Here is a 24,136-nt window from a genome sequence, read left to right as displayed (position 1 = left end):
CGTCACGGACTCCGCCTTCCGTCGTGGGCTCCGTCTTCCGTGACGGGTTCGTTTCCGTCAAGGGCTGCCGCTTCGTCGCCGTCTTCGACGTCCTCACGAGTCCCAGATCGCGCCGTACGCCGGAATTCCGCGTCGTTCCAGCCCGTGGACCACCTGCCAGGTCAGCTTCTTGTTGGAGATGCAGATCACGGCCTCCGCGCCGAAGTCGCGGTATGCGGCGTAGGCGAGCGCGACCATGTCGGGCTTGCCGTCGCGGGAGGTGTCCCAGACGACCGCCTGCGGCTGGACGGCGAGGATCTCGTCGACGAGGGCGTCGCCGTAGGTCGTACGGGGATCCCGCGTCGCCCAGACCAGACGGGAGGGCACCTCGGCGGCCAGCAGGTGGGGCAGACAGGGACCGATGCCGCTGCCGGTCGCCACGTACACCACCTTCGTGAAGAGGACCTCGATGTTGGCGACGCCGGCGGTGGTGATGCCCTTCGTCCACACCTTCGTCGGCAGGTCGTCGATGAAGGAGCCGGTCCAGTCGCCCGCCCGGGAGATCGTGAGCCGGAAGCCCGACTGGCCGGGAGCCGGGACGTTCGCGAAGGAGTGCCACTCCTTGAGCGGGCTGCGGCTGATCGCGGTCGAGGAGCCGGCGAACGGGGTCACGCCGTGGTCGAAGCGGGCCAACGCCACATGCGCGGACGGGCGTTCGGTGCGGACGTCCACCCGGCGCAGCCGCAGCCAGGGCAGCGCCACGCTGACCGTCACGAGGGTGAGGACCGCCAGGGACAGGGGGCCGGGAGCCGCCATCAGGGTGTGCGTCCAGAAGAGGACGAGGGCGCTCCAGCCGCCGAAGCGGTGGATCCTCTCGAAGGCGTCGTGGCGGCGGGAGCGGAAGGGAGGCAGCGCCGTCGCGACGATCACCGCGAGGAGGGCGGTCAGCGTCCAGCTCACGGCCCGCAGGGGCCCGTCGGTCGTCCTCAGCGTGAGCGCCAGGAACCAGGCGGCTCCGGCCAGCGCCCCGCCGACGTGCAGTCCGCCGAAGTGGTAGACCTTGCCGAGCGTCCAGCGCAGCCGCAGCGGCCAGTGCGTGGGGGCCGAAGTCGCCAGCCGGAACAGGAGGTTGACGACGTACTGCTGGCGGATCAGCACGGCCAGGGCGAGGTTGGCGAGGACCGCGTGGCCCAGGGACCGGTCGGAGAGCGGACGGCCCGCGTACGCGTATCCCAGGTTGAGGACGACGACCAGGGCCGCGAGACGGTTGTGGTGCATCAGCCGGGGGTGTTTGAGCAGACGGCGCAACATTCCCACGGGAGGCGGAAGTTCGGTCCGGGTCCGGTTCAGCGAGGTCGTCACCGGGCGCCCACCGCCGGCCGCCCCTGGGCCAGTCGCAGCAGCGCCTGCTTGTCGATCTTGCCGCGGTCGGTCTCCGGCAGAAATGGCAGGGGCATGACATCTTCGGGCACGCAGTAGTACGGCAGCGCCTCCGCGACCGCGCGGCGGGCCGCGGCCGGGTCGACGTCCGCCGGACAGACGAAGGAGACCAGGGTGCGGGCGTCCCGCCGGAGGGTCACCGCACGGGCGCAGCCCGGGAGGCCCTCCAGGACCGACGACACGGAGTCCAGCTCGACCCGGAAGCCGCGCACCTTGACCTGGTCGTCGGTGCGGCCGAGGTGCTCCAGCTCGCCGCCGGCGGTCCAGCGGCCGAGGTCGCGGGTGCGGAACATCCGGTGGCCGCCGCCGAGGAAGGGGTCGGGGGCGTACCGCTCGGCGTTCAGCGCCTCGTCGGACAGATAGCCCGCGGAGACGCAGGCGCCCCCCGCCCACATCTCGCCGACCTCGCCGATCGGCAGGGGGCGGCGGTCGGCGTCGAGGACGTACACGGTGTTGTTGGGGGTGGGACGGCCGATGGTCAGCAACGGGGCGGCCGGGTCGTGACGGCTCATCGTGTTGACGATCGTCGTCTCGGTGGGCCCGCAGCAGTTGAAGAAGTCCGCGCGGCGGGCCCAGCGGTCGGCCAGCGGGCGCGGGCAGGGCTCCCCTGCGACGGCCACCGCGCGCACCCGCGGGCAGGCCGCCGGGTCGATGCCGGACAGGACGGTCGGGGTGGCGATCAGCACGGTGGCCGTGCGCGCGGTCGCTGCGATGTCCCTGCCCCGGACGACCAGGGTGGCGCCCTGCGCGAGGCAGCCCAGGATCTCCCAGGCCGCCATGTCGAAGGCGATGTTGAGGAGTTGGGCCACCCGATCGCCGGGACGGATGCCGAGGTCGCCGGGAGCGGTCAGGAGGAGGTTGGCGACGTTGCGGTGGGTGACCTTCACGCCGTTGGGGCGGCCGGTGGTGCCCGAGGTGAACAGGACGTAGCAGCCGTCGTCGAGGGTGACGTGGCGGCGAGGGGCCGGGGCGGGCCCGGCCGCTGGTTCGCCACGACGGTCGCCGCGAGGGTCCCCGCCGGGGTCGCCGAAGAGACCGTCGTGGTCGACGGGGTCGTCGAGGCCGATCGTGCGCGGGCCTGGCGGGACCTTCGACGCGTGTTCGCGCTGGGTGAGGACGACGGCGGTGGCGGCGGTGCGGACCACGTGCTCGAGCTGGCCGCGGGGGGTGATGCCGATGTCCTGGGGGACGTAGGCCGCGCCCGCCTTCAGGACGGCGAGCAGACCCACCACCATCGCCGTCGAGCGGCGGACGAAGAGACCGACGTGGTCGCCGGGTCGGACGCCCGCGCGGGCCAGCCGGGCGGCGAGGGCGTCGGCGCGGCGGTCGAGCTGCGCGTAGGTGAGGGTCGCTCCCTCGTGTTCCACGGCGATCGCGTGCGGGAAGGCGAGCGCGTGGCGTTCGACGGCGTGGTGGATCAGCGGATCCGGGACGGGGACGGCCGGGCCGTGGCCGTACTGCCGGAAAAGACGCCGGTCGCGGGGGGTGAGGTGGCGCAGAGGCATGGTGGAGAGACCTCCAGGCAGCTTCGAGTGTCGGTGACATGGCCGTGGGCGGCGGCATGCCCGGGATTTCGAACGCCGTACGGGGTCGTGCGATGCCGTGCGAGAGGGTGAGCGTCGACTGTACTGCCGTCCCTTCACCTTTCAACCAGGTGTGACCGGCCAACTACCGACAAGGAATGAGTCACGTGGGGCGTCTTCCGCCGCAGCGGCAACCTCCGCACGGTCCACGGCGACTCCCCCGGGGTGGTGTGCGCCCGTCGCGGCGCTCCTCACGAGGCCCCCGGACCGGCGGGGAGGGCACCACCACACCGCCGTAACAGGAGACCGCACGGCGCGTAACACGGCCGAAGCACGCTGAAACGCATGCAGACCGCCTCGACGCCCACCCACTGCCCGTACTGCGCCCTGCAGTGCGGGATGGCCCTGTCGCCCCTGCCCACGGGTGGCGTCGAGGTGGTCGAGCGCCCCGACTTCCCGGTGAACCGGGGCGCGCTGTGCGGCAAGGGCCGTACGGCGCCGGCGGTGCTCTCCTCCACGGTGCGGCTGACCTCCCCGCTCGTGCGCTCCGGGGGCTCGCTCGTCCCGGCCACCTGGGAGGAGGCCCTGGACCGGATCGCCGCGGAGCTGGGCCGGGTGCGGGACGCGCACGGGGCCGACGCGCTCGGCGTGTTCGGCGGCGGCGGACTGACCAACGAGAAGGCGTACACGCTCGGCAAGTTCGCGCGGGTCGTGCTCGGCACCTCGCAGATCGACTACAACGGCCGCTTCTGCATGTCGTCCGCCGCGGCGGCCGGCGTCAAGGCGTTCGGGCTCGACCGGGGGCTGCCCTTCCCGCTGGAGGACGTCCCGCGGACCGGATGCGTGATCCTCGTCGGCTCCAACCTCGCCGAGACCATGCCTCCGTCGCTGCGCTTCTTCAGCGAACTGCGGGACAACGGCGGCACGTTGATCGTGATCGACCCGCGCCGCACGAAGACCGCGGAACAGGCCGACCTGCACCTCGCGCCCCGGCCCGGGACGGATCTCGCGCTGGCGCTCGGACTGCTGCACCTGATCGTGGCCGAGGGGCGGGTCGACGAGGAGTACGTGCGCGAGCGCACCACCGGCTGGGAGGAGGCCCGGGCGGCCGCGATGGCCCACTGGCCGGAGTACGTGGAACGGATCACGGGGGTGTCCGTTCCGCAACTGCGGGAGACGGTGAGGCTGTTCTGCGAGCCCGACGCCGCGATGGTGCTCACCGCGCGCGGGCCCGAGCAGCAGTCCAAGGGGACCGACACGGTCGGCGCGTGGATCAACCTGTGCCTGGCGACGGGCCGGGCGGGACGGCCGCTCAGCGGCTACGGCTGTCTGACCGGCCAGGGCAACGGACAGGGCGGACGCGAGCACGGCCAGAAGGCCGACCAGCTCCCCGGATACCGCAAGCTGGACGACCCGGCGGCGCGGGCGCACGTGGCCGGCGTGTGGGGCGTGGACCCCGACTCCCTGCCCGGCCCCGGACGCAGCGCCTACGAGCTGCTGGACGCGCTGGGCACGGACATCCGGGCGCTGCTGCTCATGGGGTCGAACCCGGTGGTGTCGGCGCCGCACGCCGCGCACATCGAGCAGCGCATCGGGTCCCTCGACTTCCTCGCCGTCTGCGATGTCGTGCTGTCGGAGACGGCGGCTCTCGCGGACGTCGTCCTGCCGGTCACCCAGTGGGCGGAGGAGACGGGGACGACCACCAGCCTGGAGGGCAGGGTCCTGCTGCGCCGGAAGGCGATCACCGCCCCGGAGGGCGTGCGCAGCGATCTGGAGGTGCTGCACGAGCTGGCGGCCCGGCTGGGCGTCGAGAAGGGCTTCCCGGTCGAGCCCGAGGAGGTCTTCGAGGAACTGCGGCGGGCCAGTGCGGGCGGCGTCGCGGACTACTCGGGGATCACCTACCGCAGGCTCGCCGAGGAGAACGGGGTCTTCTGGCCCTGCCCGGCAGCGGACGACGAACCGGCGCCCGGCACGCCCCGGCTCTTCCTCGACCGGTTCGCCACACCGGACGGCCGGGCCCGCTTCGTGGCGGTGTCGCACCGCCCGAACGCCGAGGAGCCGGACGACGACTACCCCGTGCTGCTCACCACCGGGCGGGTCGTCGCGCAGTACCAGTCCGGCGCGCAGACCCGGCGCGTGGACGAGCTGAACGCCGCCGCCCCCGGCCCGTTCGTGGAGCTGCACCCCCGGCTGGCCGCGCGGCTCGGGGCGGCCGAGGGCGACCGGGTGGCGGTCGTGTCCCGGCGCGGACGTGCCGTCGCCCCCGCCCGGATCACCACGGGCATCCGCCCGGACACCGTCTTCATGCCGTTCCACTGGCCCGGCGAGGGCCGCGCCAACACCCTGACCAACCCGGCCCTGGACCCCACCTCCCGCATGCCGGAGTTCAAGTCCTGCGCGGTACGCGTGGAACTCGCCGAGCAGGCGAGCGGGGACACCTTTTCGTCTGCGGGGTGATCCGGACGAGAGGCCCTAGGCGGGCAGACGTAGGGCCAGGCCGTCCAGAACGACCCGCAGGCCGTAGTGGAACTTCTCGTCGCGCAGGGCCGCCGGATCGGTCGCCGCCGCGGCGGTGTCCGCATAGCCGCCGGCGAGATGCTCGTGTCCGGCCGCGGCCCGCTGCGCGGCCGGCATGAGGCGGGCGATGAAGTCGGCCTCGCTCTCGCCCGAGCGGGCGACGGTGGTCAGCCAGGCGGCCTCGGTGGTGCTCATGCCGATGACGTAGGACAGGACGGTGTCGATGGCGCGGCTCGGCTCCGGGAAGCCGGCGGCCGTGAACAGCGCGGCCAGGCGCTCCGAGAAGGACATGAGGTTGGGGCCCAGATAGGCGAGGCCGGCCTGGCCCAGGACCGAGGACAGCCAGGGGTGGCGCAGGCCCGTGGCGCGGAAGGCGGTGGCCGCCTCGGTGACGGCCGCCCGCCAGTCGGGGGCGCCCGCGTCCGGCACCCGGATCTCGGCGGCGACCTCGTCCACGGCCAGCTCCATCAACTCGTCCTTGGTGGCGACGTGCCGGTAGAGGGAGGTCGCGCCCGCGTTCAGCCGGGCCCCCAGCTTGCGCATGCTCAGGGCCTCGATGCCGTCCGCGTCCAGCATCACGACCGCCTCACGCACGATCGCGTCCCGGCTGAGCGCGGGCTGATCGGGCTCACGGCGCTGCCTGGTCCAGACGGACGGGACGGGATCGGCGTTCTTCGTCCTGGCGGTCACGGTTCCACTCCCTGCGGGTCGGCGGCCTGTCGGGCGCCTGGCGGCGGCCTCCGGGCGTACATCGTGCGCTTCCAGCGTACAGAGTTCCGTCATTGCGCACACTGTTCCCTGTGCGTACAGTGTGCGCATCGGACGGAACACCGTACGCATCGATCGGAACAGTGTGCGCAAACTGGGAACACCGTGCGCACCACGAAGGGACAGGACGTCATGGAAACCCGTAATCCACGCCGCTGGTGGATCCTCGTCGTGCTGTGCCTGAGCACGCTGGTGCTGACGATCGACAGCATGGCGCTGACGGTGGCCGTGCCCGCGATGACCGAGGACCTCGGCGCCGACGCCCAGGACACCCAGTGGATCCTCGACTCCTACATCCTGGTCTTCGCCGGCCTGCTGCTGACCTCCGGAAGCCTCGGCGACCGCTTCGGCCGCCGGAAGGTGATGCTCCTGGGCCTGGCGGTCTTCGGCGCGGCCTCACTGGCCGCGACGATATGCTCCGAGCCCGGCGAGGTGATCGCCGTGCGCACCGCGATGGGCGTCGGCGGGGCGCTGATCATGCCGTCCACCCTCTCGATCCTCATCACCGTCTTCGACGAGGAGGAACGCGGCAGGGCGATGGCGATCTGGGGCTCGGTGTCGATGCTGGGCCTGGTCGGCAGCCCGGTCCTGGGCGGCGTGCTGATCGACCACTTCTCCTGGCACTCCGTCTTCTTCGTCAACGTCCCGGTCGTCCTCCTGGCGATGATCGCCGCCGTGATCCTGATGCCGGAGTCCAGGGCGCCGTGGCAGAAGCCCGACCCGCTGGGCGCGGTGCTGTCCGCGATCGGCATGACCGCCCTCGTCTGGTGGATCATCGAGCTCCCGCAGCACGGCGCGCTGGGCGGCCGTTCGACCGTCACCCTGCTGACCGCCGTCGTCGGCCTGGCGGGCTTCGTGGTCTGGGAGAACGTCACCTCCTCGCCGATGGTCCCGCTGGTCCTGTTCAAGCACCGCAACTTCAGCGGCGGTTCGCTCTCGCTGGCCCTGGTCCAGATCGGCAACGGCGGTCTGCTGCTGGTCCTCACCCAGTACCTGCAGTTCGTCCTCGGCTACTCCCCCGTCGAGGCGGGCCTCGCCTTCCTGCCGTTCGCCGTGGCCGCGCTGATCGGCAACGGCGCGGGCATGAAGCTGGCCGCGAGGATCGGCAACCGGTTCGTGATCCTGGCCGGCATGCTCGTGATGGCCTCCGGCTTCGCCCTGCTGACGACGGTCGACGCCGACTCGGGCTTCACCGTCCCGGCGATCGCCCTCGGACTGCTCGGCGTCGGCGCGGGCATGGCCATGCCGGCCGCCGTCGGCGCGCTGATGAGCACCATCCCCGAGGACAAGGCCGGCGTCGGCTCGGCCCTCAACGACACCATCCAGCAGGCCGGCACCGCCCTCGGCATCGCGATCCTCGGCTCCCTGCTGACCAGCGGCTTCGCCGCCGAGATGCCGGCCGACGCCCCCGAGGCGGCTCGTCGGTCGATCGGCGGGGCGCTGGCGGTGGGCGGCCAGGAAGCGGGTCTGGTCCGGGCTGCCCGAGAGGCCTTCACCGACTCGATGACGACGACGTTCACGGTCAGCGCGATCGGCGTCCTGGCGGCGGCGATCCTGGCGACGCTGGTGATGCGGGACGGCAGCACCCGTCCGCCCGCCGCCGGGCACCGGGCGGAGAAGGAGGAGACTCAGAAGAACGCGGAGCACGCGGAGCACGCGGAGCACGCGGAGAACGCGGAGAACGCGAAGTCCCGGGAGGCCTCGGAGACTTCGGGACGGGCGGAGAAGCCGGAGCCGGCCGCCCGAGACCTGCCGGTCGCCTGAGGCGTCTGCAGGTCGCCCGGGACCGGCACGGCCACCGTCCGGACAGCAGAAGGCCGGCACCCTCCAGGGGGCGCCGGCCTTCGACGCGCGCGTCAGGCGGGCGTCGTCCAGCCCGGGACCGTGGGCAGGACGAGCTGCGCGATACGCAGCAGTGCCGTGTCGTCCGGCCGCATACGGTCCTGGCGCCAGATGACCAGTTCGTAGGAGCCGCCGCGGTCCTTGGCGTCCGGGGCGACGATCAGGGCCCGGGCGATGCCGCCGGGGCCGGTCTCCGACTTGCCGCCGCCGAGGTTGAAGCGGAAGGCGATCGTCTGGGTCGAGTAGAGCACCGCGGGGTGGCCCGCGACCGTCTTCGCCTGCGCTTCGCTCAGCAGGTCGGCCATTCCGGCGATCGGAGAGTCGTCGTAGGACCGCGACAACTGCACGGTGTAGGTGTCCAGTCGGACGGTCGCCCCGGGTGTCGGGATCTCTTTGCCACCGTCCGTGCCGATCGAGCTGTCATTGCCGTAGGCCGTCAGCGCGTGCTCTCGCGGCGTGCCGAGGAGCGTCGGCAGGTCCGCCCGGTTCAGCGCCGTGCACAGCTGCGTCCCGGAGATGCGGTGCGCCGCCTTCGCGGCCGCCGCGGCCTTCTCGTCCGCGTCGTCGGCGGAACAGGCCGCCGGCTTGTCGGCGGCCTTGGCATCGTTCTTCTGGAGCACGAACAGCGCGCCCCCCAGCGCGGCGACCACGACCAGCGCCGCTATCGCCTGAGCCCACGGGTTCGGACCCTTTTCGGGCGCGGCAACTTCTTCGCTCATGTCCCCCACTGTCCCCATCGCCCCCGGTGCTCCCGGCACCTCGAGGCCCCCTGATCACGCCGGATGCGCGCGGAGGGAGCGTAACGGGTGCCCCGGCCGCGGGGAAGCACGTTTCCTCACCACGATCCCCATCACCGTGCCCGTCGGCAGCACGGTTGCGTCGGAGGCACACAGGGCGGGCAGCATCCCGATGACGTCGTGGGCGGTCACAGCACCCTCGCCGACGACGCACGAAACTCGCAGAGCGTCGGCTCACCTGCCAACTCGGCGACTACGGCCCCGACGGCGAGCCGTACGCCACTGCCGCCATCGGGCGCGGGCGGCACTCCACGCACATGCGACGTCCTCACGAGCGCATGCCGCGTCTTCGTACACGACGACATCGCGGCGTTCAGAGGCGCTGTGGCCCAAGGTCCGGCGGGACGCCCCGGCTTCACTCGATCGCGGCAGCTCGGCGTGCACAGGGCCGACGGACGGCTGACAGTGGCTCCATGAGCATTCGGCCATGGGTGGTCGTCGATCCCCCTGACAGACGCGGCCTTCGCAGGGTCACCATCAACGGCGACCCGGTGGGCAGCGCCTGGTCTCTGAGCGAGCTGCGGAAGTTGCTCCGTCGCCTCGGCTATCCGGTCGACACGGACCTGGAGAACCCGTCATGCGTCTACTGGCGCGGCGGCGACAGCAACACGTGGCCCGACAGACGCTGGCGCCGATACGGAGTCATCGCACCCATGCTCCTGGGGCTGCTCGCCTCCATGGTGCTGCACACTGTCATCGGCTGGCCGGACGCCCTGGGGGCACTCACCTTCGCACAGCGACTGGTCGGCGTCATGTTCCTCCTGGCGGCCGCGGTACAGATCGTCGCAGCGCCCGCGGTCGTCGACTACTGGGGGCGCCGGCAGAGCCGGCTGTCCGGAGCACTGGTCCTTCTCGCGGTGCTCATGACCCTGGCCACCACAAGCCTCCTGCTCTTCCTGTGGCTTCAGGAACGAGAGCTCATATCCGGCCTTCTGGCATTCGTTTCGCTGTGGGTCTGGTCGCTGTGGGCCTCCTGGCTCCTGGTCAGCGAAAGGGTCTGGAGAGGGGTACCACACCCCAAGAAATTCGCGGCCGGGGTGACCGCCACGGCCGTTCTGACAGCAGTCAGCCTGGGCTATTCCATACTCTATCAGCCTGTTTCAGCTCCCATTCACTTCATCCTCAACACGCAGTTCGGAAAGCCGCAGACCGCCCCCGATCTGGCCTTCGTGCAAATCCCGCTCACGCTTTACGCCAAGAATGACGGCGCGATCCCCGCCTATATCGTGGTGGACGACTTCACCGTATTCGGACACTCCGCCAAGTTCTCGCATTCGGGCAAAGGTCTGGAAGAGTGGACGGAGGACGACCCGACCACCGAACGCTACACGACAAAGGCCAAGGACACAGTGGTCGCGACGGGTCCCTTCGGAGGGCCGGGCACGACCTTGAGCTCAGGACAGGAGCTCAAGGTCGAAAAAGTGATCACGCTACCCAAGGACACGAAGTACAAGACCCTGCTAGCCACGCTGCGATTTGTATTTCTGAGACAGGACCGCGGGAAGGTGGACGACGACTTCACGGACCCCAAATCATCCTGGGACAAGAGCGAAGGAAAATACTACTGCCCACCCGGGAAGTGCGACGGGGACTACCTGATCTACCACGGCAGGGTGCGCTACAACGACAACCTGATCAACGTTACACGCAAGCCGAGGTACGTGGCCGCCTTCTGGTCGCCGGAATCCGAACCACTGGTCCGCATCTCGTCGGACGACTTCTTCAGAAAAGAGAAGGGTACTCCCTATGAGGAATACGGGAGCCTCAATCCTGGAACCGAGGAGCACAGGTACGGCCTGAACGGAGCCTGGGTCGATTCGGAGGTGTCCGTCCAAGAACTGCTGAAGGGGGCCACCGGTTGACGGCCGGCCGGGGGCGTCCGATGAACCCGTGCGGCCGCTCCCGGCCCCGGATCCGGGGCCGGGAGCGGCCGCACAAGCGCTCCGCGCAGGGTGATGGTCAGTTCACGTTGACGGCGCTCCAGGCCGCCGCCACCGTGTTGTACTCCGTGCTGCCCGCGCCGTAGAGGTCCTTGGCCGCGCTCAGGGTGGCGGTCCTGGCTCCGGCGTAGTTCGTCGAGGACGTCATGTAGACGGTCAGGGCGCGGTACCAGATCGCGCCGAGCTTGTCGCGGCCGATGCCGGTGACCGTGGAGCCGTTGGACGTCGGGGAGTTGTAGGAGACGCCGTTGACGGTCTTGGCGCCGCTGCCCTCGGCGAGGAGGTAGGCGAAGTGGTTGGCCACGCCGGAGGAGTAGTGGACGTCGAGGCTGCCGACCGAACTGCTCCAGCTGTCAGCGGACTTGCCGTCCCTGCTGGGCTTGTCCATGTAGCGCAGGGCGTCCTTGCCGAAGCCGGAGCGGACGATCTTCTCGCCGATCAGGTAGTCACCGACGTCCTGGGTGTTGCCCGCGTGGAACTCGACCAGCGAGCCGAAGATGTCGGACGTCGCCTCGTTGAGGCCGCCCGACTCGCCCGAGTAGGTCAGTTTGGCGGTCTTCGAGGTCACTCCGTGGGACATCTCGTGGCCCGCCACGTCCAGGGCCACCAGCGGGCCCATCTGGGTGCCGTCGCCGTCGCCGTACGTCATGCAGAAGCAACTGTCGTCCCAGAAGGCGTTGTTGTAGCTGTTGCCGTAGTGGACGCGGTTGTAGGAGCCCTTGCCGTCGTTGGCTATGCCGTTGCGGCCGTGGACGTTCTTGTAGTAGTCCCAGGTCGCGTCGGTGCCGTACTGGGCGTCGACCGCCGCCGTGGAGCGGTCCGCGGAGGCGCCGGTGCCCCAGTGGTTGTCCGCGTCCGTGAAGAGGGTCGCGGGGGCGCGGCTGATGCAGATGCCGAAGATGCACAGGTCGGTCTTGTTGGCCGCGTCGCCGGTGTACGTGTTTCCGCGGGTGGGGTCCTTGAGCTGGTACGTCGATCCGGAGAGGGTCGTCTCCAGCGGGACCGTGCCGCCGTACAGGGACTTGCCGTCGCCGGTGGCCGTCTCGATCGTGTCCCAGGCGTCGATCTGGGCGCCGGTGCGGGCGTCGGTCAGCACGGCGCGGGCGACCGGGTTGCCCAGCGAGTCCAGGCCGACGACGTTCGTCCGCCAGGCCAGCTTCGGGGCGCCGTGCAGGGCGTCGACGACGAGCTGGGGCTTGGCCTTCACCTGCTTAAGCGTCTCCCCCAGGTTGGCCGCGCGCAGGGCGTTGACGGCGACGTCGGCGGCTTTGGGCGCCGACACCTTCGGGGTGATGCTCGCCAGTGAGATCGCCGCCCGCGTCGCCCGGTCGGCGCCGCGGAACGCCCCGTCACGACCCAGATGGACGACGAAGTCGCCGCCGAGAACAGGGAGTTGCCGGTAGGTGCGGTCGTAGCGGACGTGCTGGGCGCCGTCCTTGTCGACGATCACGTCACTCACGGACGTGCCCTGCACGGACGTGAGGCCCAGGGCCGCCGCGTGACCGGCGAGGACCGCCGCGGCGTTGTCGAGCGCGGTCGCCCTGGTCGGTCTGTCGGCCGCGCCGGCGGCCGGGGAGAGCACGGCGGCCAGGAGCGTGGCCGTGGTGGCGGCGATGCCGGCGGTGGCGAGACGGGAACCTCGGACGTGCTGCCGTATCCGACTCATCAGTGTCTTCGGTCTCCTCGGGAAGGCGCCGTGGGGGGCGCGCGTGGGGGTGGCCTGTGAGCGGCCTGTGGAGGTGGCGCTGATGTCGTCCTGGCATTTAAGAGGGCATGACATGTCATGTCCATAGCGCATACGCAACGGACCGGTGAGGGGCCGGTGAGGGGAGAGAATCGTTTCCGTGATCGCCCCCGAACTCCCCTTCTTCGTCTACGGCACGCTCCGCCCCGGCGAGGTCAACCACGACCTCCTGCTGCGCGGCCGCACCCTCCGCGAGGAGCCGGCCCGACTGGCGGGCGCGCTGCTCTACGACGGTCCCGGCTACCCGTACGCGGTCGAGACGCCGGGCGAGGCGGGCGCGACCGTCGCCGGGGAACTGGTGACGGCCCGTCCGCAGGCGTACGCCCGGCTGCTCGCCGAGCTCGACCGGCTGGAGGAGTACGTCCCGGGCGACCCGCGCAATCTCTACGAGCGCGTCGCCCGCGAGGTGGCCCGCACGGACGGCTCCGCTCCCGTGCCCGCCTGGGTGTACATCGCCGCACCAGCCGTCGCCGCCGGTCTGCGGGCCCGCGGGAAGCCGATCGAGGGCGGGGACTGGCTGGCCCGCCGGTGACCGGCTCACCCGTTCACACGCCCTGCGGAAACTTTTCCGCACTCGGCCGCCGATACACCGGTGACCTGCTGAAACAAACGCCGTCAAAGGTCCGGGCCGTCGCGATCTGACACCCATTCATCCCATTCCTGACACACCATCAGGAAGCGCGCTCACCGCGCGGCGACTTACCTCGGAGGGGCAGGGATTCTCGAAGAGCTCGAAGGAGCACCGATGCGACGTCGTACCGCCCGGCACACCGCCCGCCGTACCACTCGTCGTCCGGTCCGCCGCACTGCCCGTCGTCCGGTCCGCCGCACTGCCCGTCGTCCGGTCCGCCGCGCCGCCCGCACCGCCGTCCGTCGTACCGCCCGTGCGCTGACCGGCGCCGCGCTCGCCGTCACCGCGGCGGCCGGGATCGCCGCACCCGCCCACGCCGCGGGCGTCGGCGCCGCCTCCTCCGGCGGGCAGCTGGAGGTGTACCCCGCCACCGCCGTGCCGGGCGGACAGGTCTCGGTGGACACCGCGGTGTGCGGGGACGGCGAGTCGGCGGCGGGCGACGCCGGGGCGGTGGGCGCGGGTCGCTTCACGCTCGCGCCCACCACGCACGAGGGCGAGTCCGCCGGGCAGTTCCGGGTGCCGCCGAGCGCGCAGCCGGGCACGTACGAGATCGTCGCGGAGTGCGCCGGGGACGGCCGGCGGATCACCGGGGACCTGGTGGTCGTGCTGGCCTCGGACCGGCAGCCGGTGCCTCCGCGCGGAAGTGTCAAGACGGGGGTCGGCGGCGCTCTGGGCCCCGACCCCGTTCAGACCGCGGCCGGTGTGGCGGCTCTCGCCGTCGCCGCCGCGGGCGGTACCTGGCTCCTGCATCGCCGGGCGAGAGGCGACGGGATCTGACGGACACCCTCCGCCGTCCGTCAGCCGGTACCGCATTGCCCCTCCCCCTCCGGGCCCGACGCCCCTCGCGGCCCGGAGGGGGGCACGGGGCCCCCGTTCATCACAGACCGACGCAGCCAGTGGGACGCGGCCGCAAAGAGGGGGATCGCATGCGCAGGGTCGGCAACACCGCCATAGCGGCCGTCACCGCGGCCTCCCTGTGCTGCGGCGCATGGCTGCTGCACAGCGGCGCCGAGACACATGCCCCGCCGCAGCCGTCCGCGGCCCAGGCCGGCTCCGACGGTCCGGGGCGGCCCGGCCGGTCCGCCCCGGCGCTGCCGCCCTCCGCGCCGGACCGCGTCCGCATCCCCTCGATCCACGTGGACGCCCCCCTGACGGGCCTCGCCCTCACCGCCTCCGGCAGCCTCGACGTCCCGCCCGCCGAGAAGACGAACCTCGCCGGCTGGTACGAGGCCGGCACCACCCCCGGCGAGACGGGCACCGCGATCGTCGCCGGCCATGTGGACAACGCCGACGGCCCCGCCGTCTTCTACGATCTGGGCGCCCTGCGCAAGGGCAGCGCCGTCGAGGTGGACCGGCGTGACGGACGCGTCGCCGTGTTCACGGTGGACGCCGTCGAGGTCTACCGGGCTCGCGACTTCCCCGACGCGAAGGTGTACGGGGCGGCCGACAGGCCCGAGTTGCGGGTGATCACCTGTGGCGGAGGCTATTCGAAGTCGACCGGTTATCAGGGGAACGTGGTCGTGTTCGCCCATCTCACCGGCAGCCGCTGAGGCCTCCTCCCCGCACCCTCCCCTGCTGCCGCCCACGGTCGAACAAGCGGCGCCGAGGCCGGTCAGGCCGATCGCGTCAGCGCATGTACTGGCCACGCACCTGGGGAGCCGCCGAGGCGCGGGAACCCTCACACCTGGGCCGGGGCCCCGCTGAGGGCAGCGTTCCTCGCGGGAAACAACGGTGATGCGGCCGGGTAACCTCGGCAACGCACGCTCCTGGACATGACCTCGAATTCGCGTGTGGTGGTGCTCGGCGCCGGCCTCGCGGGCGTACGACTCGCCCGCCGGCTCGGCGAACTGGGCGTGCCCGCGCTGCTCGTCGGCGACGAGGAGCACCGGCCCTACAACCGGGTCCTGCTCGCCGAGGTGCTGGCCGGCCGCTACTCGCCCGACGTGATCGCGCTGCCCGCGCCCGCCGGACTGGTCCGGGCCAAGGTCACCGGCATCGACCGCGACCGCCGGGTCCTCGCCTGCGCGGACGGCTCGGAGATCGCCTACGGCACGCTCGTCCTGGCCACCGGCTCCAACCCGGTCCTCCCGCCCCTGCGCGGCCTCTTCACCCCCGACCACGTCCTGCCGGAGGGCGTCCACGCCTTCCGCACCATGGACGACTGCCTCGGCCTGTCGAAGGCGGTACGGCCGGGCGTACGGGCGGTCGTCATCGGCGGCGGACTCCTCGGGGTCTCCGCGGCCCGCGCGCTCGCGGTGCGCGGCGCCCAGGTCGTCCTCGCCCAGCAGGCCGAGCGCCTCATGGAACGCCAGCTCGACCCGAACGCCTCCCGGCTGGTGCTGCGGCACCTCAAGGACCTCGGCGTCGAGGTCCACACCGAGTGCCGGGTGCGCGACGTGCGCTGCCTCGGTGGCGCCGTCCGGTCGGTCGAGATGGCCGACGGCTACGCCCTCGACGCCGATCTGGTGGTGCTGGCCTGCGGGGTCTCTCCCCGGGCCGGACTCGCCAAGGCCGCCGGGATCGCCGTCCACAAGGGCATCCTCGTCGACGACCGACTGTGCACGTCGGACCCGCACATCCGGGCCGTCGGCGACTGCGCGCAGCACGACGGGACCGTGTACGGTCTCGCCGCCCCGGCGCTGGAACAGGCCGACGCGCTGGCCGCGTCGCTGGCCGGGGACCCGGACTCCCGCTACACCGGCACCCGCGCCCTCACCCGGCTCACCCTCGCCGGGAACAGCGCCTTCGACCTCGCCGCGTTCGGCGAGACCGAGCCCCGCCCGGGCGACGACGTCGTGCAGCTCGCCGACGCCACCCGCGGCACCTACCGCAAGGTCGTCGTCCGCGACGACCGCCTGGTCGGCGGGGTCCTCGTCGGCGAACTCGGCACCGTCGGCGCGCTGGCGCGCGCCTGGGAGGGAGCAGAGCCGCTCCCCTCCGACGGCGGCCCCCTGCTCCACCTGCTCACCAACGACGGAGGCACCTGATGACCGCCACTGAGGGGGCCACCCCCACGATCGTGCTCGTCGGCCACGGCATGGTCGGCCAGCGCTTCCTCGAGGCGCTCGCCGAGCGCGGCCTGACCGCCACGCACCGCGTGGTCGTGCTGTGCGAGGAGCCGCGGCCCGCGTACGACCGCGTGGCGCTGACCTCGTACTTCTCGGGCAGGACGGCCGAGGACCTGTCGATGACCGACATGGCGTTCATCGAGACGCACGGCATCGAGCTGTACGTGGGCGACCCTGCCGAGACGGTCGACCGCGAGGCGAAGAAGGTCGTCGCCCGCTCCGGCCGGGTGTTCGCGTACGACACCCTCGTCCTCGCCACCGGCTCGTTCCCCTTCGTCCCGCCGGTCCCGAACAAGGACGCCGAGGGCTGCTTCGTCTACCGCACGATCGACGACCTGCTGGCCATCGAGGAGTACGCCGCGACGGCGACGACCGGCGCGGTGGTCGGCGGCGGCCTGCTCGGCCTGGAGGCCGCGGGCGCCCTGAAGGGCCTCGGACTGACCTCCCACATCGTGGAGTTCGCACCCCGGCTGATGCCCGTCCAGGTCGACGCGGGCGGCGGCGCGGCCCTGCTGCGCACCATCGAGGACATGGGCCTGACCGTCCACACGGGCGTGGGCACCCAGGAGATCGTGGTCGACGAGTCCGGCGCGGTCACCGGCATGAAGCTGTCCGACGGCTCCGAACTCGCCACCGACCTGGTCGTCTTCAGCGCCGGCGTCCGCCCCCGCGACCAGCTCGCCCGCGACTGCGGCCTGACCGTGGGCGAACGCGGCGGCATCTCGGTCGACGAGCAGTGCCGCACGGTCACCGACCCGCACGTGTTCGCCATCGGCGAGTGCGCCCTGGCCGCCGACGGCCGGGTGTACGGCCTGGTCGCCCCCGGCTACGAGCAGGCCGAGACGGCCGCCGCCACCATCGCCGACGACGAGTCGGAGCAGCTGTCCTTCACCGGCGCCGACCTCTCCACCAAGCTGAAGCTGCTCGGCGTGGACGTCGCGTCCTTCGGCGACGCGCACGGCGCCGCCGAGGACTGCCTCGACGTCGTCTACTCCGACTCCCGGGCCGGCCTGTACAAGAAGCTCGTCATCGGCCGCGACGGCACGCTGCTCGGCGGCATCCTGGTCGGCGACGCCGACGCGTACGGCACGCTGCGCGCCTTCACCGGGTCCGTGCCGCCCGTCGCCCCCGAGTCGCTGGTCCTGCCGGCCGGCGCCGGAGACTCCGTACAGCTCGGCCCGTCCGCACTGCCGGACGAGGCGATCGTCTGCTCCTGCCACAACGTGTCGAAGGGCACGATCCGCGGCGCGGTCACCGAGCACTCCTGCACGACCGTGCCCGAAGTGAAGAAGTGCACCAAGGCCGGCACCGGCTGCGGCAGTTGCGTCAAGGTCCTCGGCCAGCTGGTCACCGCCGAGCTGGAGGCGAGCGGCGTCGAGGTGGACAAGGGCCTGTGCGGCTGCTTCTCACAGACCCGCGAGGAGCTGTACGAGATCGTCCTCGCCCTGCGCATCAACACCTACCAGGACCTCCTGGACCGCTACGGCCGCGACGGCGCCCGCGGCGGCGACGGCTGCGACGTCTGCAAGCCCGCGATCGGCTCGATCATCGCGTCCCTCGCCCCGACCATCGGCGCGAGCGGCTACGTCCTGGACGGCGAGCAGGCCGCGCTGCAGGAGACCAACGACCACTTCCTCGCCAACCTCCAGAAGAACGGTTCCTACTCGGTCGTCCCGCGCATCCCCGGCGGCGAGATCACCCCCGAGGGGCTGATCGTGATCGGTGAGATCGCCCGCGACTTCGGCCTCTACACGAAGATCACCGGCGGTCAGCGCATCGACATGTTCGGTGCACGCGTGGAGCAACTCCCGCTGATCTGGACCCGGTTGGTGGACGCCGGATTCGAGTCGGGCCACGCCTACGGCAAGTCCCTGCGCACGGTGAAGTCCTGCGTCGGCCAGACCTGGTGCCGCTACGGCGTCCAGGACTCCGTCCGCATGGCGATCGACCTGGAGCTGCGCTACCGGGGCCTGCGCTCCCCGCACAAGCTCAAGTCCGCCGTCTCCGGCTGCGCCCGCGAGTGCGCCGAGGCCCAGTCGAAGGACTTCGGCGTCATCGCCACCTCCAACGGCTGGAACCTCTACGTCGGCGGCAACGGCGGCGCGACCCCGCGCCATGCGGACCTCCTCGCCCAGGACCTCACCGACGCCGCACTGATCCGCCTGATCGACCGCTTCCTGATGTTCTACATCCGCACCGCCGACCGCCTGGAGCGCACGTCGACCTGGCTGGAGCGCATCCCGGGCGGCCTGGACCACGTCCGCGACGTGGTCGTGGAGGACTCCCTCGGCATCTGCGAGGAGCTGGAGTCCCTGATGACGGCCCACGTGGCGCACTACGCCGACGAGTGGGCGACCACCATCAACGACCCCGAGAAGCTGGCCCGGTTCGTGTCCTTCGTCAACGCCCCGGACACCCCCGACCCCGTCGTCGGCTTCGTCCCCGAGCGCGAGCAGATCAAGCCCGACCTGCCGCTGCTGACCATCGGCCACCGTCCCCTGGAAGGGAGCGCCCAGCGATGACCCTGGCACCCGAGACCACTGATCTGAAGGTCCAACTCCAGCTGGAGGAGGGCGGACCGGACTGGTTCACGGTCTGCGACCTGAGCCGGCTCGTCCCCGGCCGCGGCGTGGCCGCGCTGCTGCCCGACGGCCGCCAGGTCGCCCTGTTCCGCGACCGCTCCGGCACCCTGTACGCCGTCGACAACCGTGACCCGTTCTGCGGCGCGGCGGTCCTCTCCCGAGGCCTGACCGGCACGCACCAGGGCCGCCCGTTCGTCGCCTCCCCGCTCCTCAAGCAGCGTTTCGACCTGGTCAGCGGGCAGTGCCTGGACGACGAGACGGTACGCATCGCCACCTACGGGGTACGCACCGCCTGACCGGTCCGACCGCCGGCCGGGGGTTCCCCGCCGGCATCCCGGCCGCTCAGTCGCCGAGGGCCTCGAAGGACACACCGGTGAGCTGCTCGGAGGCGGCCCACAGCAGACGCCCCGCCCGGTCGTCGAGGGTCCAGGGCGCCCGCCACGACGGCGCGGGCGCCCCGCGCCACATCGCGAGGGACGGCCCGGTGAACGAGTCCGGGCGCACGCCGGGCGCGGTCGCGGCGTGGAGGGCGGGCAGCGCGCCGGCCCCGGCGGGCTGGGCGATCACCCGGTTGCCGAGCGCCATCAGCCGCTCGGCCGTACGACGCCCCTCCGCTCGCGGCCCGGCCGTCTGGAGGTTGGTCGCCGCGTACCCCGGGTGCGCGGCCGCCGCGACGACGCCCGCACCGGCCACCTCGAGTCTGCGCGCCAACTCGTGCGTGAAGAGCAGGTTGGCGGTCTTGGACCGACCGTAGGCGATCCAACGCCGGTAGCCCCGCTCTGAGTTGAGATCCCCCGGGTCGATGTTGGCGAGCAGGTGGGCCATGCTGGAGACGGTCACGACCCGCGCCCCCGCCGGGCGCTCCGCGGCCTCGAGCAGTGCGGGCAGCAACAGCCCGGTGAGGGCGAAGTGCCCGAGGTGGTTCACCCCGAACTGCGTCTCGAACCCGTCGGCCGTGACGCCGTACGGCATCGCCATCACCCCGGCGTTGTTGACGAGCAGGTCGAGCCGCTCGAACGGCAGCGAGCCCGCGAACTCCCTCACGGAGGCGAGAGCCCCGAGGTCGAGCAGCCCCAACTCCACTTGCGCGCCCGGAACTTCATCACGCAGCCGCCGCACGGCTTCCGCCCCCCGGGCCTCGCTGCGGCAGGCGAGCACGACCCGCGCACCCTTGCGGGCGAGCTCCCGTGAGGTGACGTACCCGAGCCCGCTGTTGGCCCCAGTGACCACCGCGGTACGACCGCTCTGGTCAGGGATGTCGCGCACACTCCACCCGGCCATGCCCGCACTCCTCCCGCCGCCCCCGGCGGCTTGCTCCACTTCCACCACTGTCTCCGCAGCCTACGGCGCTCACGCCTCCCCCTTCTCCCGTCGCACGCCCTGCCCTGCCCTGCCCTGCCTGCGAACGATGCAATGCGATGATGACGAAATGAAGCCCCGCACCACATCAGCCACTGCGGTCACCGACACCGGCCGAAAGGCAGATGCCGCGTAAGCGCCCCGGCGCCCTGCGCGCCCGCCGGCTCCCGGCCGCCCGCCCCCGCACGGTCCCTCCACCGGCCCGCATCCCCGGCCTCTCCGCCCGCACCAGCCTCGCCGTCCACCGCCTGGAGGACGAGGACGACGGCCCCCTTCTCCTGCCGGGCACCACGCGAAGCGCACTGCACCGCTACCGCACGTTCGTGACGACCCCCGGACGCGGCATCCTCTACCCCCGCACGTCCATATGCCCCGCCTGCCCCGGCTGCGGCCTGGACGACGTCCGACACGCACGGGACATCTTGAACGAAGCCCTGCGCCTCCTCGCCCCGCCCGGAGCACGGACGGAACTGAGCCGCGCGCTGCGCCTGCTGGACCGCACCTACCTCCTCCGCACCCTGCCCGACCCCCGCGCCCGCTCGGGCCCCTGGTGGCACCGCCGCCTGGCAGAGGGAGCGGAAGGTTGGTAGCCGACCGGCCCTCCGCCCCGCCCATCGAACGGGGCGGCACCCCGCCCCCAGGGTGCCGCCCCAGCCCCACATCCGCCGGTCCCGCTCAGTCCCGACGGATCAACTCCGGCCCCACTCAGTCCCGACGGATCAGTTCGGGGTCGATCCGCCGCCCGATCAACGGCAGAGAACCAAGAGCAGCGACGACGACAACCCCCAGCGTGCTGGCCAAGAGCAACGGCACCCCTGCGCCGTCCCAGAAGATCTCGCCCCCGCCGGTGACCAGATAGCTGGACTCGGACGCCTTCCCCAGAGCCACTGCCAACGTCAAACCGACCGCTAGCGGCAACACGACTTGCACCACCTGGACGGTCCGCAACGTACGAGGGCGAGCACCGAGCAGAGAAAGGGCGGTTACCTGCGGACGGCGTTCGACAGCACGATCCGTGGCAGCCACCAGGTAAGCAGCTACTCCGATGATGAGGCCGAGCACCATGCCCATTCCGAGAATCGTTTTGACGACAGTGATCTGCTGGAGGGCGGTTACCACTACCCCAGGCGTCTCGACTTCAACAGTGGGGTCCACGCCTCCAATGCCGTCGAGGACCGAGCGCACGGCATCGGGTGCCGAACTGCTGAGAAGCACGAGGGTGGCAGAGGCAGGCCGAAAACCTTTGGGGATCATCGAGGGCGGAATGAGCACGTCTCCACTGTCGACAAGAGCCTCTCCCGTTTTATCTGGATATTTGAGCGCTCGCTCAGGTACCCGAACTCGAAAGAACCGTTTCTCACCCTTCGCCTGCAGCAGGAAAGGAAACACTGCTCCAGGTCGACTGGATTGGTCATAGATCTGGTCGTCGCTCACAAGACGACTCAAGCGTTGTTCTTGACATCCGGTGGCAGTGGGCACCATTTTGCGCAGCTGATCACAGTCGGCGATCACCGCGTGAAGGATTTTGGGCCATCCTTCACTGCCGTGATCCCACCAGGAGTCCATCTTGATGAAGTGACCTTCTACACCGGAAACGCGCTCGAAGGCCTTCCGCTTCTCATCGGAAACTTCATGCAGCGGCAAGGTGTATGACTGAACGGGTGAGTTGCGGTTGGACACTTGGTTGAGCTCGATGAGTACCCCTTGCGCAAGTGAGGCAGCGTAGACGAGCAGCACGAGCCCCGTCGCGACACGCAGGGCACCGCCCGGTTCGACTTCGTTACGCCGCATGGCCAGGCTCAAGGGAAGGGAGCCACTTCCGTGCGCCACCGAGCGGGCCAGACTCCGCGAGATGATCGGTAGCGACAGGACGAGGCCGATGCCTACTAGGACGATCGCGAGTGGCATCAAAATGGACGACAGCGAAGTGCTTTTGGGCTCGTGTCCTGTGGCCCCCGCAACGCAGTAGCCCGAAATGATTCCCAAGCCTGGTAGCAGAGGCAATAGCCTCCACTTGCCCAGCGGCTTCTCAACTGCGGTCCGCCTCACGGCCAGCGGGTTCGAAGCGGCTTTCCTGGCTCCCGCCGCCCCTGCGAACCACGCGAGCGTTGGACAGCCGATCAAACAGATGAGAAGCGTGGACAAGGACAATGCACCATCTGCTGGGTACCACCGGAACCCAGGGAGACCAATCCGCGAGACTAGCTCGTTGGCCAGCGCATAAATACACAAGCCGATAATGGCTCCCAGAACTGCCGCGGCGACTGTTTCAGCTGCGTTGACTCGCCGCACCCCCTTTCTGCTCAAACCGACCAACCGCAGTGCGGCGAGTCGGCGGACGCGCGCCGCAGCCGACAGGCGCGAGCAAACAGACAGATATACAACCAGGGGGAGCAATACGACCCCTGAAAGCGTGAACCGTACGATGCCGAGAGTTGATGGCTCCACCGTCTCATCGTCGGTGTACGGCCTACCGAAGGACGTGACGGGATTTCCACCCTTCAATTGATCCCGCCTAACGCCGACGTAAGCGTACAATTCATCAGGGTGAGCCAGCCCTTGGGGGCCGATGATGCCTCGCTCACGCCCAGGCAGCAGTTGCCCGAGACCCGGCTCTCGGATCAACGCCCTGTGCAGTTCTGGAGAGACGAAAAACTGTCCAGGTGAGGGAAGCTCGTTCAGGCCTGGCGGAGGAGCAATCTCCTTTGGTCCCGGCGCGTGGAAAACTCGAGTCATGGGCCGAGACCCATAGGGGTCCGTCAGCTGCAGCTCAAGTGGGGCTTCTTTGGCTCCGATGCAGAAGCGACGATCATCGAGGTGGCAGTCGGATGCCCGTGCCGCCTTCCTTCCGTCTTGCGCGGCCAGGATTGCGGGAATAGCGAGCACCATAGCCAGGCAACAGACCCCAATAGCGCTCCCGCCAGCCATAAGGAGAAATCGCACTCGATTGCCTCGACCACTGCCGAACAACAACCGAATACCTAGCAGGAGCTCCCTCACGCCTCCTCCAGTGTCAAAGCAGAGAGAACGCCGTCACACATCGAATAGCGGCTATCGGCCCGGGAAGCCACCTGGGGGTCATGCGTGACGAGCACCACTGCTGTTCCCTGAGATCTTGCCAGGGAAAGGAATTCCTCCAAAACCGCTGTGGCGTTCGCACTGTCCAGTGAGCCCGTCGGTTCGTCTGCGAACACCACTGCCGGTCGGTGCACCAATGCTCGGGCGACCGCGACGCGTTGACTCTGTCCACCAGAAACCTGGGCGGGACGCCTATGACGCAGTTCAGCGAGACCCAACCGACCCAACACTTCGCCCGCGACGGTCAAAGCCTCCTTCTTCCGTTGCCCGGCCAGACGCAGCGGCAAAGCTGCATTCTCTTCGACGGTGAGTTCAGGAAGAAGTTCGCCGTACTGGAACACGAAGCCGAACCGTTCGCGACGCAGTGAGCTGAGTTCCTCGTCGTCGAGCTCACCAAGGGTTCGCCCTTCAAAGCGAATCTCGCCTCGCGCCACAGGCAGGACTCCGGCCAAGCAGTACAACAGCGAGGATTTACCGGAGCCACTTTGACCGGTAATGGCTGCCACCTCACCGCGACGTAGACTGATGCTGGCTTTCTTCACCGCAGGCGTATCACCATAGAAGAGGTCGACAGCCTTTGCGGACAGCACTTCCGATGTGTTGATGTTGAACCACCTGTAACGAGTGGGAGCCCAGATGCAGGCATCTGGGCTGAGGAGTTCAGACAGCTTCCACTACGAAGCCGAGAATTTCCGGACCGGAGAACAGTTATCGGGATGCAGTGACCCTCGGTTCCGGCAGACCCTGATTTCCGCGTGGTCGGTATGGCGCTGGGCTCCAGCTCGGTTCGAGTGATGCAGCCGTACGCTCTTCCGCTGCCTCCCGTCGTAGCGGACCCAGCCGTAGCCTTCGACTCGGACCTGCAGGT

The 24,136-nt window shown here is 70.4% G+C and carries 18 protein-coding genes and 1 pseudogene; 10 read left to right on the top strand and 9 right to left on the bottom strand.

The features are described from left to right. Window positions 1–93: 93 nt before the first annotated feature. The gene (locus tag BG482_RS05760; RefSeq protein WP_069767756.1) at window positions 94–1,341 is read right to left on the bottom strand and encodes a hypothetical protein; all 1,248 of its coding nucleotides are present in this window, start codon (window positions 1,339–1,341) and stop codon (window positions 94–96) included. Continuing rightward, window positions 1,338–2,924 carry an amino acid adenylation domain-containing protein gene (locus BG482_RS05755; RefSeq protein ID WP_069767755.1) on the bottom strand — a complete coding sequence of 529 codons (1,587 nt, stop codon included), beginning with the start codon at window positions 2,922–2,924 and terminating at the stop codon, window positions 1,338–1,340. The genes BG482_RS05760 and BG482_RS05755 overlap by 4 nt, the downstream gene beginning before the upstream one ends. A gap of 363 nt (window positions 2,925–3,287) precedes the next feature. Between BG482_RS05755 and BG482_RS05750 the strand changes: the two genes are divergently transcribed. After that, window positions 3,288–5,399, top strand: a complete 2,112-nt coding sequence (locus BG482_RS05750) for a molybdopterin oxidoreductase family protein (RefSeq protein WP_069767754.1) — start codon at window positions 3,288–3,290, stop codon at window positions 5,397–5,399. A 15-nt stretch (window positions 5,400–5,414) separates the two neighbouring features. On the opposite strand, the gene BG482_RS05745 is transcribed toward BG482_RS05750, so the two are convergent. Next, window positions 5,415–6,149 carry a TetR/AcrR family transcriptional regulator gene (locus tag BG482_RS05745; RefSeq protein ID WP_069767753.1) on the bottom strand — a complete coding sequence of 245 codons (735 nt, stop codon included), beginning with the start codon at window positions 6,147–6,149 and terminating at the stop codon, window positions 5,415–5,417. Between the two features lie 210 nt (window positions 6,150–6,359). Between BG482_RS05745 and BG482_RS05740 the strand changes: the two genes are divergently transcribed. After that, entirely contained in the window at window positions 6,360–7,991 is a 1,632-nt protein-coding gene (locus BG482_RS05740; RefSeq protein WP_079141629.1) for an MFS transporter, read from the top strand. Window positions 7,992–8,083: 92 nt separating this feature from the next. Here BG482_RS05740 and BG482_RS05735 read toward each other — a convergent pair whose 3' ends face one another. After that, window positions 8,084–8,788: a DUF6215 domain-containing protein gene (locus BG482_RS05735; protein ID WP_069767752.1), complete on the bottom strand. Its 705-nt coding sequence runs from the start codon at window positions 8,786–8,788 to the stop codon at window positions 8,084–8,086. A 491-nt stretch (window positions 8,789–9,279) separates the two neighbouring features. Between BG482_RS05735 and BG482_RS05730 the strand changes: the two genes are divergently transcribed. Next, the gene (locus BG482_RS05730; protein ID WP_141746544.1) at window positions 9,280–10,728 is read left to right on the top strand and encodes an NnrS family protein; all 1,449 of its coding nucleotides are present in this window, start codon (window positions 9,280–9,282) and stop codon (window positions 10,726–10,728) included. 97 nt (window positions 10,729–10,825) lie between these two features. Here the strand turns inward: BG482_RS05730 and BG482_RS05725 are convergent, their stop codons facing one another. Further along, window positions 10,826–12,472, bottom strand: a complete 1,647-nt coding sequence (locus tag BG482_RS05725) for a M4 family metallopeptidase (protein ID WP_069767750.1) — start codon at window positions 12,470–12,472, stop codon at window positions 10,826–10,828. A 178-nt stretch (window positions 12,473–12,650) separates the two neighbouring features. Here BG482_RS05725 and BG482_RS05720 point away from each other — a divergent pair, with 178 nt between their 5' ends. From BG482_RS05720 to nirD, 6 genes are all read left to right on the top strand, one after another. Then, window positions 12,651–13,082, top strand: coding sequence for a gamma-glutamylcyclotransferase family protein (locus BG482_RS05720; protein WP_069767749.1), 432 nt, complete (start codon window positions 12,651–12,653; stop codon window positions 13,080–13,082). A gap of 213 nt (window positions 13,083–13,295) precedes the next feature. Next, window positions 13,296–13,958 (top strand): hypothetical protein, encoded by a 663-nt coding sequence (locus BG482_RS05715; protein WP_256096270.1) that lies wholly within the window; start codon window positions 13,296–13,298, stop codon window positions 13,956–13,958. A 149-nt stretch (window positions 13,959–14,107) separates the two neighbouring features. Beyond that, window positions 14,108–14,731: a class F sortase gene (locus tag BG482_RS05710; protein ID WP_069767748.1), complete on the top strand. Its 624-nt coding sequence runs from the start codon at window positions 14,108–14,110 to the stop codon at window positions 14,729–14,731. Window positions 14,732–14,953: 222 nt separating this feature from the next. Further along, window positions 14,954–16,168, top strand: coding sequence for an NAD(P)/FAD-dependent oxidoreductase (locus BG482_RS05705; protein WP_069767747.1), 1,215 nt, complete (start codon window positions 14,954–14,956; stop codon window positions 16,166–16,168). After that, entirely contained in the window at window positions 16,168–18,771 is a 2,604-nt protein-coding gene (gene nirB, locus BG482_RS05700; protein WP_069767746.1) for a nitrite reductase large subunit NirB, read from the top strand. The genes BG482_RS05705 and nirB overlap by 1 nt, the downstream gene beginning before the upstream one ends. After that, a complete protein-coding gene (nirD, locus tag BG482_RS05695; protein ID WP_069767745.1) occupies window positions 18,768–19,127 on the top strand; it encodes a nitrite reductase small subunit NirD in 360 nt (119 codons plus the stop codon). The genes nirB and nirD overlap by 4 nt, the downstream gene beginning before the upstream one ends. Window positions 19,128–19,173: 46 nt before the next feature. On the opposite strand, the gene BG482_RS05690 is transcribed toward nirD, so the two are convergent. Further along, the gene (locus BG482_RS05690) at window positions 19,174–20,112 is read right to left on the bottom strand and encodes an oxidoreductase (protein WP_069767744.1); all 939 of its coding nucleotides are present in this window, start codon (window positions 20,110–20,112) and stop codon (window positions 19,174–19,176) included. A 203-nt stretch (window positions 20,113–20,315) separates the two neighbouring features. On the opposite strand from BG482_RS05690, the gene BG482_RS05685 reads away from it, so the two are divergent. Next, window positions 20,316–20,780 carry a hypothetical protein gene (locus BG482_RS05685; RefSeq protein ID WP_069767743.1) on the top strand — a complete coding sequence of 155 codons (465 nt, stop codon included), beginning with the start codon at window positions 20,316–20,318 and terminating at the stop codon, window positions 20,778–20,780. 115 nt (window positions 20,781–20,895) lie between these two features. Here BG482_RS05685 and BG482_RS46050 read toward each other — a convergent pair whose 3' ends face one another. The 3 genes and pseudogenes from BG482_RS46050 to BG482_RS40595 form a co-directional block, all read right to left on the bottom strand. Continuing rightward, the gene (locus tag BG482_RS46050; RefSeq protein ID WP_370745754.1) at window positions 20,896–22,176 is read right to left on the bottom strand and encodes an ABC transporter permease; all 1,281 of its coding nucleotides are present in this window, start codon (window positions 22,174–22,176) and stop codon (window positions 20,896–20,898) included. Between the two features lie 87 nt (window positions 22,177–22,263). Further along, window positions 22,264–22,926, bottom strand: a pseudogene (locus BG482_RS46045) (FtsX-like permease family protein); the annotation flags it as partial. A gap of 260 nt (window positions 22,927–23,186) precedes the next feature. Beyond that, window positions 23,187–23,858, bottom strand: coding sequence for an ABC transporter ATP-binding protein (locus BG482_RS40595; protein ID WP_079141611.1), 672 nt, complete (start codon window positions 23,856–23,858; stop codon window positions 23,187–23,189). Window positions 23,859–24,136 lie beyond the last annotated feature (278 nt).

The organism is Streptomyces sp. LUP30, from assembly GCF_001746365.1.
In the GTDB taxonomy this organism is placed as follows: domain Bacteria; phylum Actinomycetota; class Actinomycetes; order Streptomycetales; family Streptomycetaceae; genus Streptomyces.
This window is presented reverse-complemented; position numbering and strand designations above follow the sequence as displayed.

What these genes read in the sequence shown, in the direction of transcription:
- BG482_RS05755 (WP_069767755.1), bottom strand. Translation starts at nt 2,924, where the DNA reads ATGCCTCTGCGCCACCTCACCCCCCGCGACCGGCGTCTTTTCCGGCAG.
- BG482_RS05750 (WP_069767754.1), top strand. Translation starts at nt 3,288, where the DNA reads ATGCAGACCGCCTCGACGCCCACCCACTGCCCGTACTGCGCCCTGCAG.
- BG482_RS05740 (WP_079141629.1), top strand. Translation starts at nt 6,360, where the DNA reads ATGGAAACCCGTAATCCACGCCGCTGGTGGATCCTCGTCGTGCTGTGC.
- BG482_RS05735 (WP_069767752.1), bottom strand. Translation starts at nt 8,788, where the DNA reads ATGAGCGAAGAAGTTGCCGCGCCCGAAAAGGGTCCGAACCCGTGGGCT.
- BG482_RS05730 (WP_141746544.1), top strand. Translation starts at nt 9,280, where the DNA reads ATGAGCATTCGGCCATGGGTGGTCGTCGATCCCCCTGACAGACGCGGC.
- BG482_RS05725 (WP_069767750.1), bottom strand. Translation starts at nt 12,472, where the DNA reads ATGAGTCGGATACGGCAGCACGTCCGAGGTTCCCGTCTCGCCACCGCC.
- BG482_RS05715 (WP_256096270.1), top strand. Translation starts at nt 13,296, where the DNA reads ATGCGACGTCGTACCGCCCGGCACACCGCCCGCCGTACCACTCGTCGT.
- BG482_RS05710 (WP_069767748.1), top strand. Translation starts at nt 14,108, where the DNA reads ATGCGCAGGGTCGGCAACACCGCCATAGCGGCCGTCACCGCGGCCTCC.
- BG482_RS05705 (WP_069767747.1), top strand. Translation starts at nt 14,954, where the DNA reads ATGACCTCGAATTCGCGTGTGGTGGTGCTCGGCGCCGGCCTCGCGGGC.
- nirB (WP_069767746.1), top strand. Translation starts at nt 16,168, where the DNA reads ATGACCGCCACTGAGGGGGCCACCCCCACGATCGTGCTCGTCGGCCAC.
- nirD (WP_069767745.1), top strand. Translation starts at nt 18,768, where the DNA reads ATGACCCTGGCACCCGAGACCACTGATCTGAAGGTCCAACTCCAGCTG.
- BG482_RS05690 (WP_069767744.1), bottom strand. Translation starts at nt 20,112, where the DNA reads ATGGCCGGGTGGAGTGTGCGCGACATCCCTGACCAGAGCGGTCGTACC.
- BG482_RS05685 (WP_069767743.1), top strand. Translation starts at nt 20,316, where the DNA reads ATGCCGCGTAAGCGCCCCGGCGCCCTGCGCGCCCGCCGGCTCCCGGCC.